This window comes from Streptomyces wuyuanensis, assembly GCF_900103455.1.
In the GTDB taxonomy this organism is placed as follows: domain Bacteria; phylum Actinomycetota; class Actinomycetes; order Streptomycetales; family Streptomycetaceae; genus Streptomyces; species Streptomyces wuyuanensis.
This window is the reverse complement of sequence record NZ_FNHI01000023.1, coordinates 16273-30620: the sequence shown is the minus strand read 5'-3', so window position 1 is coordinate 30620 and position 14348 is coordinate 16273. Positions and strand designations below refer to the sequence as shown.

General features: G+C 66.2%; 13 protein-coding genes and 2 pseudogenes. 9 read left to right on the top strand and 6 right to left on the bottom strand.

The annotated features are described in order from the left end of the window. Window positions 1-53 precede the first annotated feature (53 nt). Together BLT82_RS28335 and BLT82_RS38875 are read left to right on the top strand one after the other, a co-directional pair. Window positions 54-1046: a hypothetical protein gene (locus tag BLT82_RS28335; RefSeq protein ID WP_143041555.1), complete on the top strand. Its 993-nt coding sequence runs from the start codon at window positions 54-56 to the stop codon at window positions 1044-1046. Window positions 1047-1214: 168 nt separating this feature from the next. Then, window positions 1215-1715 carry an ATP-binding protein gene (locus BLT82_RS38875; RefSeq protein ID WP_093659893.1) on the top strand — a complete coding sequence of 167 codons (501 nt, stop codon included), beginning with the start codon at window positions 1215-1217 and terminating at the stop codon, window positions 1713-1715. Here BLT82_RS38875 and BLT82_RS37330 read toward each other — a convergent pair. The 3 genes from BLT82_RS37330 to BLT82_RS28320 form a co-directional block, all read right to left on the bottom strand. Continuing rightward, the gene (locus tag BLT82_RS37330; protein ID WP_167746110.1) at window positions 1687-1941 is read right to left on the bottom strand and encodes a hypothetical protein; all 255 of its coding nucleotides are present in this window, start codon (window positions 1939-1941) and stop codon (window positions 1687-1689) included. The genes BLT82_RS38875 and BLT82_RS37330 overlap by 29 nt on opposite strands. A gap of 172 nt (window positions 1942-2113) precedes the next feature. After that, window positions 2114-3076: an NADP-dependent oxidoreductase gene (locus BLT82_RS28325; protein ID WP_093659891.1), complete on the bottom strand. Its 963-nt coding sequence runs from the start codon at window positions 3074-3076 to the stop codon at window positions 2114-2116. Window positions 3077-3189: 113 nt separating this feature from the next. Next, window positions 3190-4149, bottom strand: coding sequence for an alpha/beta hydrolase (locus tag BLT82_RS28320; protein WP_093659889.1), 960 nt, complete (start codon window positions 4147-4149; stop codon window positions 3190-3192). A gap of 845 nt (window positions 4150-4994) precedes the next feature. Between BLT82_RS28320 and BLT82_RS28315 the strand changes: the two genes are divergently transcribed. The 4 genes and pseudogenes from BLT82_RS28315 to BLT82_RS28300 all read left to right on the top strand — a co-directional run. After that, window positions 4995-5729 (top strand): alpha/beta fold hydrolase, encoded by a 735-nt coding sequence (locus BLT82_RS28315; RefSeq protein ID WP_244529672.1) that lies wholly within the window; start codon window positions 4995-4997, stop codon window positions 5727-5729. 718 nt (window positions 5730-6447) lie between these two features. Further along, window positions 6448-7020, top strand: a complete 573-nt coding sequence (locus BLT82_RS28310; RefSeq protein WP_093659885.1) for a TetR/AcrR family transcriptional regulator — start codon at window positions 6448-6450, stop codon at window positions 7018-7020. 112 nt (window positions 7021-7132) lie between these two features. After that, window positions 7133-8116, top strand: coding sequence for a zinc-dependent alcohol dehydrogenase family protein (locus BLT82_RS28305; protein ID WP_093659883.1), 984 nt, complete (start codon window positions 7133-7135; stop codon window positions 8114-8116). A gap of 585 nt (window positions 8117-8701) precedes the next feature. Next, window positions 8702-8908 (top strand): annotated as a pseudogene (locus tag BLT82_RS28300) (transposase); the annotation flags it as partial. Window positions 8909-9227: 319 nt separating this feature from the next. Here the strand turns inward: BLT82_RS28300 and BLT82_RS28295 are convergent. Both BLT82_RS28295 and BLT82_RS28290 read right to left on the bottom strand, forming a co-directional pair. Beyond that, window positions 9228-9659 (bottom strand): MFS transporter, encoded by a 432-nt coding sequence (locus BLT82_RS28295; RefSeq protein ID WP_208868065.1) that lies wholly within the window; start codon window positions 9657-9659, stop codon window positions 9228-9230. A gap of 253 nt (window positions 9660-9912) precedes the next feature. After that, the gene (locus BLT82_RS28290; protein WP_093659881.1) at window positions 9913-10494 is read right to left on the bottom strand and encodes a TetR/AcrR family transcriptional regulator; all 582 of its coding nucleotides are present in this window, start codon (window positions 10492-10494) and stop codon (window positions 9913-9915) included. Between the two features lie 662 nt (window positions 10495-11156). Between BLT82_RS28290 and BLT82_RS28285 the strand changes: the two genes are divergently transcribed. Beyond that, complete coding sequence (locus BLT82_RS28285; RefSeq protein ID WP_093659879.1) at window positions 11157-12257, top strand: Gfo/Idh/MocA family protein; 1101 nt, start codon at window positions 11157-11159, stop codon at window positions 12255-12257. 283 nt (window positions 12258-12540) lie between these two features. After that, window positions 12541-12981: a nuclear transport factor 2 family protein gene (locus tag BLT82_RS28280; protein ID WP_093659877.1), complete on the top strand. Its 441-nt coding sequence runs from the start codon at window positions 12541-12543 to the stop codon at window positions 12979-12981. A 109-nt stretch (window positions 12982-13090) separates the two neighbouring features. Here the strand turns inward: BLT82_RS28280 and BLT82_RS28275 are convergent. Continuing rightward, window positions 13091-13372: pseudogene (locus BLT82_RS28275) on the bottom strand (hypothetical protein); the annotation flags it as partial. A gap of 48 nt (window positions 13373-13420) precedes the next feature. Between BLT82_RS28275 and BLT82_RS28270 the strand changes: the two are divergent. Continuing rightward, complete coding sequence (locus BLT82_RS28270; protein WP_093659875.1) at window positions 13421-14344, top strand: SDR family NAD(P)-dependent oxidoreductase; 924 nt, start codon at window positions 13421-13423, stop codon at window positions 14342-14344. Window positions 14345-14348: the final 4 nt, after the last annotated feature.

The window sequence follows — 14348 nt, the reverse complement described above, 5'->3', positions numbered from 1 at the left end:
CGGCAGCGGCCCCGGCATCCGCTGCCGCACGGACACAACGGAGGAAGGAGCAGGTGACCATGTGGCCCCGAAGACGACAGAGACCACCCCGCCGACTGTGCCCACAACTGGACGACAGCCAGCTCACCCGCACTCTGACTCACCTCGAAGCCCAGATCGCCGCCCAGGGCGACAACCTGGCGGAAGCCAACGACCGCGGGGCCCTCACGTACCCCGTCGAGCAGGTACTGCGCGATGCGGCAGACGACTGGGACCGGCGCATGCACCGCCTGCTCGTGCTCAGCACCATCCCCGAAGCCTCCGTCCTGGCCCACCATTGGCGAAGCCGGGAACCTGCCGGCGCCGACGCCCTGCTCCTCCAGGTCTTCGCCGACATCCACAGGGCCCGCGCCACCGGTACGGCTCTCGACATCGACGCCACCATGCGTCTGTGCCGGCACGCAGCGGCGCTCGCGCCCCCGGACCCCGCCCCCTGGGTTGCCATGCTCAGCTGCCACCGGATGCAGCGGGCCTCCGGCGCGGCGGTGCAGCCCGTGTGGGAGGCCGTCAAAGAGCGCGACCGCTGGAACCGGGAAGCACACCGCGAGATGCTGGGCTACGTTTCCCCGGAGGAATGCGGATCCAGTGCCCTGACCGTGCAGTTCCTCGACTCCGTCACCATCGCCGCGCCTCCCGGAGCCCCCGTGGCGGCCCTCAGCCTCACCCACTCCCTCGCCCGGTACCGCAGAGCTCTGGCAGCCGGCGGGATCGAAGCGCTGACCGCACACCGGCACTGGAACCAGCCGCACGAAAGCGCCCTTGTCGACCACGCTGTCGCAACCTGGCCGCAGCCCGGATTCCTCACACACGCAGCAGCACTCGCCGACCTCAACCTCCTCGCCTACGTACTGACGAAAGCCACGCGCCCGCGCGACGCCTGGCCGGTCTTCGAGGCCATGTCGGCAGTGGCCACCGCCTGGCCGTGGGAATTCGACGGTGATCCGTTGGAGCAGGTGCAGGAGTCCCACCGTCGGGCTTTCCGCGCCCGGATCCGGAGCGGACGCTGATGCATGCGATCCCCCTCCGCGCCGTTCGCCCTGAGGCCTGCCGAAAATCTCCTTGGACCCAATTGACAACCTCTCCACACCGGGTTCAGTCTGGTCATATCTGGTTATTACCAGTTTGGGGCGGGGTCGGAGTCCGCTCGGCCCCCACGCGGAAGGCGCGAGGTTGTCATGACTGCCCAAGTACTCCCTGAACCGGCCGGTCCGGTGCAACTGCTCGAAGCGGGTCCCGGCGCCACGGCCCCTGGTTCCGGTCAGGCCCCGCGCCACGGACTCTGGCCCGACACGGATGACAAAGAAGCCAGGTGCCTCGTCCTGGTGGGCGCCGGCGCCGCAGACGTCAGCCGGATCCGCCGCCTCGCGCACGACTTCCTGGTACGTCTGCGAGTGCCGCCCTCGGCGTGCGAAGACGCGCTTCTCATCATCTCCGAGCTGGTCACCAATGCCGTCGTCCACGCTCTCCCGCCGGCAGCCCTGCGGGTCCGCTGCATGCGATGCGGCGCCCTTCGCATCGAGGTCATCGACGGTGGCTCGCAGTCCCCACTGCCGTCGCACACCGACTCGGAGGACGAGCACGGCCGCGGGATGTTCATTGTTGCCACCCTCGCCACTCGGCACGGCACCGTCACGCACGAAAGGGGCGCTATGCGATGGGCTGAACTTTGTCCTTGACTACGGCTTCCACCTGCCCGGGGATGGCCTGGCTTGTGGCGCCGACGCCATGCGTGCGCGTTGAACAGATGTGCACGCAGCGCTGGTTGACGAGAGGAAAGCCGAAGTTCCCCGTGATGCCGGACAGTCGTGTTTGCGCTGCGAGGATGTGTTGCTGCTCGTGTCGCTGTCGGATCTCCACGGGGTTGAGGTACCCCCAGGCCGGCCTGGAGGCGATGTGCAGCACGGTGGTCCTCCGTGTACCGCCTGGTGTGGTCGCTTGCTTCCCACCTGGCACTACTTCCTCTGCAACAGGTTGTCCCGTATCAAGGGGAAGCCTCACCAGGTGTTCAATGTCGAGGGGAAGCTTCAGCCGCCGCGTCGCAACAAGGCGGGGGCGAACGTTGCTTGATGCGGCACTAGAATGTGAGTATGAGGCGGCCCCGGACGCCGCCGGCCTCGAAGCGTCGGTGCGCCTCGGCAGCGTGGGAGGCGGGATACTCCTGTGCCACCCGCAGCGAGAGCTTTCCCTCCTCTGCGAGCAGTCGCAGTGAGTCCAGCTTGTCCCGGGCATACCGGTATTCCGGAACCCATACATCCCGGACGGTCACATCGGAGTGCTGGCGCGAGGAAACGACCCCGCGGTCCCCGACGCGGCGGACTACGGCCAGTTGGCCGCCGGGCCGGATCGCCGGGACTACGTCAGACCCCAAGAGTGCGGCGTCCACCACGGCCGCCACACCATCCGGGACGGACGCCCGGATGCGCCCGGCAAGGTCGGGTCCCCGGGCCACCACATGATCGGCCCCCAGCGTACGAACAAGATCTTCGTCGGCCGGTGCGGCATCGGCCACCACGCGCAGGCCATCCACCTTCGCCAACTGCACCGCGTAGCCCCCGACGGCGCCCGTAGCTCCCGTGACGGCAAGCCAGTTGTCGGCGACAAGCGAGAGTACATCGAGGGCCAGGCGCGATGTCAGTCCGTTCATCGGCAGTGTTGCGGCCTCGGCATGGGTGCTGCCGGCCGGAGCTCTGCCGACCTGCCTCGGGTCCAGGACGATGTACTCGGCGTAGGCACCGCCGGAGGGGTCGATCGGGATGACGATCGCCATCACACGGTCACCGATGTGCAAGTCGGTGACCGCGTTCGGTCCGATCTCGTCCACCACCCCTGCCGCTTCCATCCCCGGCCGGTAGGGCGGGGGGAGCCGGCCAGAAAGCATTGCGTCGATGGCCCCCTCCCGCAGCAGGAAGTCGGCGGGATTCACCGTCGCCGCGTGCACGCGGACACGCATTTGGCCCGGGCCGGCGTGCGGTGCGGGAAGATCCACCAACTGTAGCTTTTCGGCTCCGCCGTACTCCCACACGGCTACTGCTTTCATGGCCCTCCAGTCCGACGGTCGGAAACAGCCACGACGCGTGACAAGCTGTCAACCAGCGCATGTGCCTGTCTCTGGTCGGCGCCGGGGCCGCGAACTGCGCGGGCCTGTCGGGGTCAGTCGCTCTTGAGTGCTTTTCGCAGGGCGTGGATGGCCTGTTCCATGGCGGCTGTGGTGGCGTTGGTGGGTCGTACGGGGTTGAGCATCATGAAGTCGTGGATGATGCCGTTGTAGCGGACGCTGGTCGTGGGTACGCCGGCCTGGGTCAGCTTGCGGGCGTAGGCTTCGCCTTCGTCACGGAGCACGTCGTTCTCGTCGACGATCACGAGGGCGGGTGGGAGTCCGGTGAGTTCCTTCAGTGTGGCGCGCAGCGGGGACGCTGTGATCTCGTTTCGCTGGTCGTTGTCGCCGGGGATGTAGGCGTCCCAGAACCATTCCATGGCTTTCGCCGTGAGGAAGGGGCCGTTGGCGAACTCGCGGTAGCTGTCGGTGTTCTGTCCGGCGTCCGTGACCGGGTAGTACATGGACTGTTGGACGAAGGTGACGTCGCCCCGCTGCTTGGCCATGATTGCGACGGCGGCCGTCATGTTTCCTCCGACCGAGTCGCCCGCGACCGCCATGCGGCTCGCGTCGAGTCCTTCGTCGGCTCCGTTTTGGGTGACCCACTGGGCGGTCGCGTAGGCCTGTTCGATCGCCACCGGGTAGCGGGCTTCGGGGGAGCGGTCGTACTCGACGAAGGCGACTGCGGCTTTCGCGCCGTCGCACAGTTCGCGGATGAGCCTGTCGTGTGTGCCGGAGTTGCCCAGGATCCATCCGCCTCCGTGGATGTAGAGGATCACCGGTAGTGGGCCCTCGGTGGCGTCCGAGGGCTTGATGAGGCGGACCTGGACGTCGCCCACCTCTGCCGGCACGGTGAGCCACTTGTCCTCGCCCACTTCCACCTTGTCGACCGGGGCAGCCTGGATGTCGTCGAGTACCTTGCGGGCGCCCTCGGGGCCGAGTTCGTACAGGAACGGCGGGTTCGCTGTCGCGTCCGCGATTTCCTGGGCCTGCGGCTCGAGTACGTGCTCTCCCATTTTCCGGCTCCTTCCGGCGGCAGAAGTCCCCACGGCCACTTACAGCCGATTCTCCAGGCTGGCGAGCGATATGGCATGTGGACACCCCTCGACGCCTGTTCCTGTCGCCTCCTGCGGCGTCGGTGCCAATGGCGCCCGGTCTGCGACTCGACGCTTCTCGTCACCTGTGCGCGGGGCGGTTGGCGGCCCTGGCGGTGGTGGATACGCCGAAACCTGCTGCGACCTGTGCCCAGTCTCTGTTCGTGCGCTGGCTTCTGTAGGTGAGCGAGGCGGCTGCTGGGGCGAGTGCACCCCAGCCCTATGTGAGCTGCCGCCGGAATGTTCGCCTCTTTGACTGCTGCCTGATCGTCGCCCATCGCGCCTGACCGATTCGTACGGTTCGAAGAAATACCGTCCTGATGGCATGAACGGATACCGTTGCGGCCTCGGTGGATCTGACCGGTTGCACCCTCAGCCGTCGGGACAGTTCGCCCTCAACTTCGCGTACGTACCCGCCATTTCCACGAGCGTCGCTCTGGTCGGACTGGCCGATGCACGGAGAGCGGCTGATGCGCTGAGAAGACGATCCAGATGCTCAGCAGATTGCGGAACCGGCCGACGCACGGTGTGCGCGACTCGATCCAGGCCGGTAGGCTTGACAATCCCAGGATTCGAGTTTCGGCGAATGCTTGGACCTGCTTCATCGACTAGCTCGAGTGGAGAGTCGTTCAGGCTGAGCACATCCATAAGGCGAGATGCACCCAGGCGACACTTGCGCTCTATGTGGCGATTACTGATATCTGCGCCGGCTTCTGCAAGGCTGAAGCTTGATACAGGCAATTTGATTCTGAGTGGAGGGTCAGATAGTGGCTATCACCAGGTTGTCCGCGGGGAAGCCGACCATTGTGCTCGTGCATGGTGCATTTGCCGAGTCGGCCAGTTGGAACGGTGTCGTTGCTTCCCTCCTTGGTGAGGGCTTTCCCGTACTGGCTGTTGCCAACCCGCTAAGGGGAGTCGCGCACGATGCCGACGTCCTACGCAGTGTGCTCGATGGTATTGATGGAGAAATTATCTGTGTAGGGCACTCGTACGGGGGTTTCGTGATCTCAAATGCCGCGACAGGGAATGATAAGGTCAAGGCCTTGGTATTTGTAGGAGCTTTCGCTCCTGATGAGGGAGAGAGCGCTGTCCAGCTCGCGAGTCGTTATGAGGGAAGTACGCTGGGAGAAACTCTCGAAACGATCCCCTTGTCTGATGGAGGTAAGGATCTGTATATCCGTCAGGAAGCTTACTGGTCCCAGTTCGCTGCCGATTCCCCGGAGTCTCAGGCATCAGTTATGGCGGCGACGCAACGCCCGATCGCGGAAGCGGCGCTGAACGAACCCTCCGGGAAACCAGCGTGGCGCGGGCTTCCTAGCTGGTTCATCTTCGGCAGCGCGGATAAGAATATTCCAGTCGCCGCCCACCGATTCATGGCGGAGCGAGCCGGGTCGCGCCGGACGGTGGAGTTGCAGGGGGGATCGCATACCGTCGCCATTCCAGAGGCTTCCGTTCTCGTCGACCTGATTCGTGAGGCGGGCAACGCGTTGCGATCCGGCTGATCTGGACCACCGCCTCGACCTACCGGGCGGAGGACTGGCCCACGCCAAGTGCCTTTCCCGCAGCCAGACTGCAAGAGCTCCACAGGACTGGGCGCAGATGACGAGAGCGTAGTGCCCTGTCTGCGCTTCGTCCCGCGCGGACATCGACGGTTCCGCGCCTGTCGATCCTCGGTGCCCCGTTCCGCACCCAGGAGCGTGTGTGACTGTTGGCCAGCATTCAGGCCCCGGGGGTCATCTGCCGGAATTGCGGGCCACGACCGGCCAACCCACGACGCGGCGCACCAGGCCGTAGGGAGCCCGAGCACATCCTGCAGGCGCACCGCTGCGGCAATCTCTCCTCCAGCTACTTCCGCAGGGCCGGACACCTGCACCTGGCTTCACGCGGCCGCATTCGCGGGACGGTGTGGGTCGAAGCGGCACCGCGGACGCTTCGTCGCTGTGGGACAGGTACGCCCGTGCCGTTGGCCGCGTACGGCTCCGCTGACGGCGCGCCGGCGCCATCGTCCGGTGCCTACTCTCGGTGCGCACAGATGGCAGGCGGGCCGCAGACGATGCAACCCGACACCGTCCTTCTCTCCTGCCTGGCGGCACGACAGGGAGGTGGAGGCTGAAGTGAACGAGAGAGATAACGGTGGATGAGCCTTCCAGCACGCCAGGACGGGAGGTGCCTTGCCGGCCTTAATCGAACGTACTAGTCTGTCTGATTAAGGGAGGTGTCATGGCGACGGGTACGAGGAAGACGAAGTCGGAGGAGAGGATCCTTGCTGCGGCGGCCGAGCTGTTCTACTCGCACGGACTGCGCGGTGTCGGTATCGACCAGGTCCTGGCAGTGTCAGGCGTCGCAAAGTCGACACTCTATGTGCACTTTCGCACAAAGGAGGAGCTGATTGCGGCCTATCTGCGGAAGACGGACGACTCCTGGATGGCGCAACTGCAGGAGGCTGCCGCGCGTGCGGGTGATGGCCCTCGCGAACATCTCGTCGGGCTTTTCGATGCGCTGACGGATGCTTTCGACCGCCATGGCTTCTTCGGCTGCCCGTTCGTCAGCGCGGCGGTCGAGACGGACTTGGACTCGGAAGCCAGAGCGATCACTCTGCAACACACGCGACGACGTCAAGCGTGGCTGACCGAGCTGAGCGAGCAGGCAGGTGCTCAGAGTCCCCGTGCACTGGCTCGGCACATAGGGCTTCTCATCGATGGTGCCCTGACGTCTGGCCGCCTGCTTCAGGACCGGGCTGTCGTGGAAGATGCGAAGTCTGCCGCGCGCCGCCTGGTTGCCGACCACGCCTGAGACCACAACGCACTCTGGAGCGTGCGGACCAAGATGGCTGACTCCGGCCGCCGGAAGTCGCAACATCCTCGATTTCCCTGTCCGGTTTCCAATACGCAAGAAAGGTACAGTCATGCGCGCGATGGTTCTCGAAGAGTTCGACACCCCGCTGGTCCTTCGCGAAATCGAAACGCCCGCTCCAGGACCCGGTCAGGTACTGGTCAAGATCAAGGCCAGTGGTGTCAACCCGCTGGACGCCAAAATCAGGGCCGGCAAGGCACCCCACGCCAAGCGCACGCCTCCAGCCGTCCTGGGTTTGGACATGGCAGGCGTGGTCGAGGAGATCGGCAGCGGCGTCAGCGACTTCGCCCCTGGCGACGAGGTCTTCGGTATGACCGGAGGTGTCGGAGATGTGCAGGGCTCTCTCGCTGAGTACGCGGCGGTGGACGCACGTCTCCTCGCTCGTAAGCCTGGTTCTCTGACTCTGCATGAGGCCGCAGCGCTGCCCTTGGTCTTCATCACGTCATGGGAGGGCCTGGTGGACCGGGCGCAGGTTCACGCGGGACAGAAGGTTCTCGTTCACGGCGGAGCCGGCGGTATCGGCCACGTAGCCGTGCAGATCGCCCGATCGCGCGGTGCCGAAGTTTTCGCCACCGCATCCCCCGCACGACTGGAGGCGGTCGAGCGCCTGGGAGCCACTCCCATCGACTACACGACCACCCCCGTGAACGAATACATGGCCAAGTACACCGGTGGAGACGGATTCGACGTCGTCTTCGACACCGTCGGCGGCACCGTGCTCGACGCCTCCTTCACGGCCGTACGTACCTACACGGGTCACGTGGTCAGCGCCCTCGGCTGGGGAACCCACGCCCTCGCACCGCTCTCCTTCCGCGGCGCAACCTACTCCGGCATCTTCACTCTGTTGCCTCTCCTCACCGGACGCGGGCGGGAACACCACGGAGAGATCATGCGCGAGGCTGCCGCCCTCGCCGACGCAGGGGCACTCAAGCCGAATCTCGACCCCAGGCGCTTCACGCTCACCGACATCGCCGCAGCTCACGAGGCCGTTGAAAGCGGGGCTGCCCAAGGCAAGATCGTGGTCGACATCGACTGAGAGGACTGGTCGGAATGCGGTACGACGGAGGAACGCGGGGCGAGACTGCCGCGACTGTCCGCTGGTCCGTCCTCCCGCGTTTCGCAGCGTGGTCAGAGCCCATGGGCAGACGCTGCGGCGAGTGTGAGGGCAGCAGGAGGCTCGTGGTCACACGTTCTACAGCGGCACCGACGAGTTGCCTCTCCGCAAGGCGGCTGGCTGCTCAGCGAATAGCAACCACTGACGTGCTTCCTTGACGGGCCGGTTGCGGCGCCGCAGGCATCGGCTCGATCGACCTGCCGGCCCCCGCTGTGCGACATGCAGGGCAGACCAGTAGCGACGTTGAGCAGTGGCCGGAGATGCCGGCGACGGTGATCGAGCAACTCAACCGCTGGAGTCGTGGCCTGACTGTTCTTCAGGAGTGGGTCAGGGATCTACGCCGACCGACCCGTGGGGCTGTCGATTCCGCATCGCGGACGATCGATGAGCCGGGCCAAGCCAGTTCAGATGACCTGCCCCACCTCTCAGGTTCCAGTTTGACCTGCCCCACCTCTCAGGTTCCAGTTCTGCTGGCTAACTGACGGCCTTCACGAAAGGCTGCCGGACATGCCCCGCGCCTACCCCGCTGAGTTCCGCGCCCGCGCCATCGCGTTGGGGCGGGCAGGAAAAGAACAGAAGCAGACCGCCGTTGACCTCGGCATCCATCCGGTCACGTTGTCGAAGTGGTTGCGCCAGGACGACATCGACAACGGCCGGCGCCCTGGCAGGGTCTCGGAGGAGTCCGCAGAGCTGCGTGCAGCTCGGCGACAAATCCCGCATGCTGCCTTCCATTTCCCCGCCGGGCGGGTGGAAGGCAGCTCTGCGGCTGCCGCGGACCACTACGTCCGCCTGGACACTGGCGACTACTTGGTCCATCATCTGGCCGTCGCGTCGTGGTGACGAACTGGGAAAGGTCCTGACCTGCGACGGAGTCGAGATGCCGGCACTGGCCGAAGTGGTCGTGACTGACGACGGCGATGGGCCGGTCCTGAGGCAAACACGTGCGGTCGGTGCTCCACGTCGGGGCCGCCGCGCCGAGGTTCGCCATGCCCGGCCACGCGCGGCGACCGAGCCTGGCGGGGCATGAAACGGGTCACTGGGCGCCTTGAAGCACCGCGGTCTCCGTGCTCTTGGCCGCGACGACCGACTGGCGCCTGGGGTTGTTTGTGTTGATGGCCAGGAAGGCAAACAGTGCCGCCGCGACGAGGAATCCGGTGCCCCACCAGTAGGCAACGGCGTACCCGTGAACCAGCGACAGGGAGAGGGAATCGGCGCCGTGGTGGGAGGCGACGCATCCGGTGGTGGCGCTCGCGGCAATGGTGTTCAGCAGAGCTGTGCCGATGGAGCCGCCCATCTGCTGCGACGTGTTGGTCATGGCGGAGGCGACCCCGATGTCGGGGGGTTCCACACCGTGAGCGCCCAGGCTGAAGGCGGGCATGAACGCCGTGCCGATGCCGGCGCCCACCACCACCTTGGCCGCCGCGATGTATCCGAACGAGGAATCGACGTCAAGGAGCGCGAGCATCAGTACACCGACGCCCGACACCGCGTATCCGGCTCCCATCAGCAGGCCGGGGCGGACCCGGTGCGCAAGGCGTACGCCGAGCAGCGTGGAGCCGACGGCCTGTGCGGTCGGTCTCCGGCCGGGGAGAGATGGGGGGCGACCTCCTCGGTTGCATGGCCCAGCATGAACGAACGATCGTTAAATAAAAGGGCAAGGAACGCCTCGGATGGACCTTCGGCGCGGCAACCGGTCGAGCGGCCACAGCGCCGCACAGTCACTGAATGCAGCTCAGGGCGACCTCTGCGGCCCGCGTCAACGCGGCACGATCCGAACTGATGGCACCCATGACCCGCAGCCCCTGGAAAGTCATGGCCAGGAATGCTGCGAGATCCGCGGCGCTCCGGTCGGCCGCGATCTCGCCGCGTCCCTGCGCCTCGGTGATCACTTCAAAGAGCGTGAGTTCAAGTAGCTGCGTCGTCGCACGCAACCGTTCGGCTACCTGCGCATCGCTGTGCGCACGCTCCATGGCCGCCCCTACGATCAGGCATGACGCCTGACCGGGACCGCAGGTGACCTCATCTATCACCGCTTCGAAAGCCGCACGGACGGCCTCTCGCGCGTCACCGCTGGCCCGCAACATCTGGATGAACGGCAACGCGTAGCGCCGCCGGTACAGGTCCAGTGCGGCCAGGTAGAGGCCCTCCTTGTTGCCGAAAGCCGAGTAGATCGATCCACTGCCGATCTCCATGGCCTCGGCCAGGTCCCGCATGGAGGTGCCACCGTATCCGGTGCGCCGGAACGCCTCCATCGCCGCGGCGACGGCGGCGTCGGTGTCGAACTCGCGAGTGCGTGCCATGCAGGCCAGAGTACCCCTATATTAAACGATCGCCAAATAATTTTGAGGCCCCACCTGCCCTGCTGCTCAATGTGGTCAAGCGGTTCCGGAAAGTGAGAATGCAGGGATGGTCCGAGACCGTGCAGCCTGCTGGCCGTTGCGACAGCTGGTCCCATGACGCAACCCGGGGCCACTCCTCCGCGTGCAATCGTGCTCCCACCCTCAATTGGGCCGGATGCCATGCCGACCGGTCGTGCTCGTCAGCTCCTGGTCGACGCGTCGGTGGCTCGAGAGACTTCCGCGGCGTGCCGCTGCCTTGTGCGTCCCGTGTCGAACTCCGAACTCTACGCAGCGCGACGTGCGGGGATCTGCCAGAACGATCGATGCAGATATGCATTGATGTTTTTGACACATCGTTCCATATACGCTTCACTGTGGCGACGGTGCCTGATCGCGTCCCGTACGCCCTCAACCGGATTCAACTACAAGACCGGCTTCCGCTACTACGGTCAGTAACGCGACATGTGTCAGCGGATCAATGGCCACTGGTACATCTCCAGCACCGTGCCGTCCCGGTTTCGGGTGGACAGCGCCCCCAACTGGACGCCCTCCACGGCACGCAAGAAGTAGGCACCCACCACTACCCCTCGGCCCGAAGGGCCCCTTCTCGCAGGAGTGACGATATGAGCACTATTGGTGTCGGGATCATCGGCGGTAGCCCGGGCGGCTGGGCCTCCATCAGTCACATTCCCGCTCTCAAGGCGGTACCGGACTTCGAGCTGCGCGCCGTCAGCACCTCCCGCCGTGAGTCCGCGGAGGCCGCCAGAAGGGAGTTCGGGGTCGAGGCCGCCTTCGACCACCACGCAGCCCTCCTCGCCCATCCCGGGGTCGACGTCGTCGTGGTCGCGGTCAAGGTCCGTCACCACCGGGAACTGATCTCGGCCGCGATCGATGCCGGGAAGACCGTCTACTCCGAGTGGCCGCTGGCCCTGAACCTGGCCGAGGCCACCGAGCTGACTCGCCGTGCCGAAGCGGCCGGGGTGCGCACCGTCGTGGGTCTCCAGGGGCGCTACCACCCCGAGCTGCGCTATGCGCGCCGGCTGATCGAGGACGGCCGGATCGGCCGGGTTCTCGGCACCACCCTGGTGGCCTCCGGCATGGTCTGGAACGGGCAGACCACCAAGGCGCACTCGTACTGGTACGACGACACTCAGGGCGCCACCCCCCTGTCCGGCGCCGCCCTGCACGCCATCGACGCGCTCAACGTCACGCTTGGCGAGTTCGGCCATCTGTCGGCCGATCTCGTGCGCGGCCGCACGGAGGTGACCGTGACCGACAACGGCAACACTGTCATCCCGGTGACCGCCCCCGACCAGATCGCCCTCATCGGCACGCTGTACAACGACGCAGCCGCCTCGGTCTTTTACCGCGGCGGCACCTCGCGCGGCGACAACTTCCGCTGGGAAATCAACGGCACCGACGGCGACATCGTCCTGACCGCCCCCTGGGGAAACATCCAGGTCACCGACCTCACCCTCCAGGCGGGCTTCGGCGAGGACACGACCGTCTCCACGCTCGAAGTGCCCGCCGAGTACTCCGACGACATTCCCGCGGGCCTCACCGGACCGGCCAGGAACGTCGCCGCGCTCTACACCCACCTCGGACGGGACCTGCGCGAGGGAACCCACACCGTTCCCGACTTTGCGTACGCCCACAACCGCCACCGGCTCCTGGACGCCATCGCCAACGCATCACGGCAGAAGACCGCCCAGACCCTCGGCTGACGTCGCGCGTACACCACATCACCGAGTGCGGCGCTGGGCCTCCCTCCGCTGGATATGTAACGAACGAACGCTGCTGAACAGTGCACAGGAGTGGCGCGCCCACGCCAGCAGGTGCCCACACACGTGCAACAAGGGCAGCGTCGGCTGCCACGGACGTCCTGCCCAACCGTCTGTTCTGGGTACCTGCAGACGATACGCAAGGCCGGCCTCACCCGGATGGGTCCTTCTGGCGACGGGGACACCGGGCTAGGAGCCAACACATCGGAACACCGACGGAGAGCGCATGTCCGAATACCAGACGCTGTCAGACATTGAAGAGATCAAGAAGCTCAAGGCGCGCTACTGCCGTTTCGTCGACACGCGCAACTGGCAGGGCCTACGGAGCCTGTTCACCGATGACGCCCGATCCACCCTCAGCGGTGACGAACAGTCGGTCGAGGACTTCATCTCGCTCGCTCGGGAGTGGCTGGGCGATTCGACGAGCGTGCACAGCGCGATCATGCCGGAAATTGAGATCACCGGCCTGGGGACTGCCAGTGGTGTCTGGGGAATGGAGGACATCGTGACCTTCCCCAGTGGCCCCGGTGAGGCACCCAAAGGCATCCACGGCTGGGGGCACTACAAGGAGGAATACCGCAAGGTGAACAACCGGTGGCTGATCCACAGGATGGAACTGCAGCGCCTTCGGCTCGACCCCCTTGAGGGCGGATTCCCCCATGGCTGACAGCCGGGAACCCTGCGGCGAAGATGCCTGGACACGCGATCCGCAGCAGGTAGGCCGTGGGCTCCTCGTCCAGCCAGAGCGCGCGGGCGATGCTGCGCAGGACCTGCTCGGAGGGGTTCTTGTCGCGGCCCTGCTCCAAGCGGTTGTAGTGGTCGGAGCTGATGCCCGCGAGGAAGGCGAGCTCCTCACGGCGCAGCCCGGGGACGAGCCGGTTGCCTTGATCCACAACACCGGCATCGTCGGGCTGGACCAGTTCCCTGCGGCATGCAGATAGCGGCCCAGTGTGTCGGCGCCTTCGATCGCTGGCATGCGTCCAGCGCACGGAGGCGTGCTGGAGCCTGAGTGGCCCTGCCGGTCCCAGTCTCAGGCCAACCTGCCCGCTCGCCGGCATCCGGTGCAGGCTGGCAGCACAATCCGCGAACCAGGAGGTATGCATCACATGTCCCAGCTCTTCACTAGCCCGTTCGACCGCGACAGCCCCGCCTCGGATGTCATCGAGGGTGTCGACCTCTCCGGCAGGCGGGCGGTCGTCACGGGGGCCAACTCGGGCATCGGGGTCGAGACCGCCCGTGCTCTGGCGGCCGGCGGCGCCGAGGTCACACTCGCCGTGCGCCGTCCAGAGGCCGGCGAGCGGGTCGCGGCGGACCTGCGCAAGGCCACCGGCAACGAAGCGATCCGTGTGGCCCGCCTGGACGTGGCCGACCTGGAGTCCGTACGCGCGTTCACCGTCGCCTGGCGGGGCCCGCTCCACGTCCTGATCAACAACGCCGGAATCATGATGCCGCCGGACCTCGAGCGCGGCATCGGCGGTCACGAGCAGCAGTTCGCCACCAACTACCTCGGACACTTCGCCCTGATCCTGGGCCTGCACCGTGCCCTCGCCGACGCGGAACGGGCGCGCCTGGTCTCGGTGTCCTCCAGCGGCCATCTGTTCTCCCCCGTGGTCTTCGACGACATCGACTTCCGCTTCCGCCCCTACGACGCGCTAACTGCCTACGGGCAGTCCAAGACCGCCCAGGTCCTTCTGGCCGTCGAGGTCCAGCGCCGCTGGGCCGGTGAGGGGATCACGGCCAATGCACTGCACCCCGGTGCGATCGCCACCAACCTGCAGCGGCACACCGGCGGCCTGCGGACACCGGAGCCCTACCGCAAGACGGTCGAACAAGGCGCCGCGACCAGCGTGTTCCTCGCCGCGTCGCCGCTGGTCGAAGGCGTCGGCGGACGATACTTCGAGGATGTCAACGAAGCCCCCCTGGTCGACACTCGTCCCACTCGACTCGGTGTTCCCGGCGTGGCCCGATACGCCCTGGACCCGGCGAACGCCGAACGCCTCTGGCAGCTGGCGAGCGACATCGTCCGCTGAGCGC

Coding starts and splice junctions, on each gene's coding strand:
- BLT82_RS28280 (WP_093659877.1), top strand. CDS start 12,541: ATGTCCGAATACCAGACGCTGTCAGACATTGAAGAGATCAAGAAGCTC.
- BLT82_RS28320 (WP_093659889.1), bottom strand. CDS start 4,149: ATGGGAGAGCACGTACTCGAGCCGCAGGCCCAGGAAATCGCGGACGCG.
- BLT82_RS28295 (WP_208868065.1), bottom strand. CDS start 9,659: ATGCTCGCGCTCCTTGACGTCGATTCCTCGTTCGGATACATCGCGGCG.
- BLT82_RS28290 (WP_093659881.1), bottom strand. CDS start 10,494: ATGGCACGCACTCGCGAGTTCGACACCGACGCCGCCGTCGCCGCGGCG.
- BLT82_RS28285 (WP_093659879.1), top strand. CDS start 11,157: ATGAGCACTATTGGTGTCGGGATCATCGGCGGTAGCCCGGGCGGCTGG.
- BLT82_RS28305 (WP_093659883.1), top strand. CDS start 7,133: ATGCGCGCGATGGTTCTCGAAGAGTTCGACACCCCGCTGGTCCTTCGC.
- BLT82_RS28325 (WP_093659891.1), bottom strand. CDS start 3,076: ATGAAAGCAGTAGCCGTGTGGGAGTACGGCGGAGCCGAAAAGCTACAG.
- BLT82_RS28310 (WP_093659885.1), top strand. CDS start 6,448: ATGGCGACGGGTACGAGGAAGACGAAGTCGGAGGAGAGGATCCTTGCT.
- BLT82_RS28270 (WP_093659875.1), top strand. CDS start 13,421: ATGTCCCAGCTCTTCACTAGCCCGTTCGACCGCGACAGCCCCGCCTCG.
- BLT82_RS38875 (WP_093659893.1), top strand. CDS start 1,215: ATGACTGCCCAAGTACTCCCTGAACCGGCCGGTCCGGTGCAACTGCTC.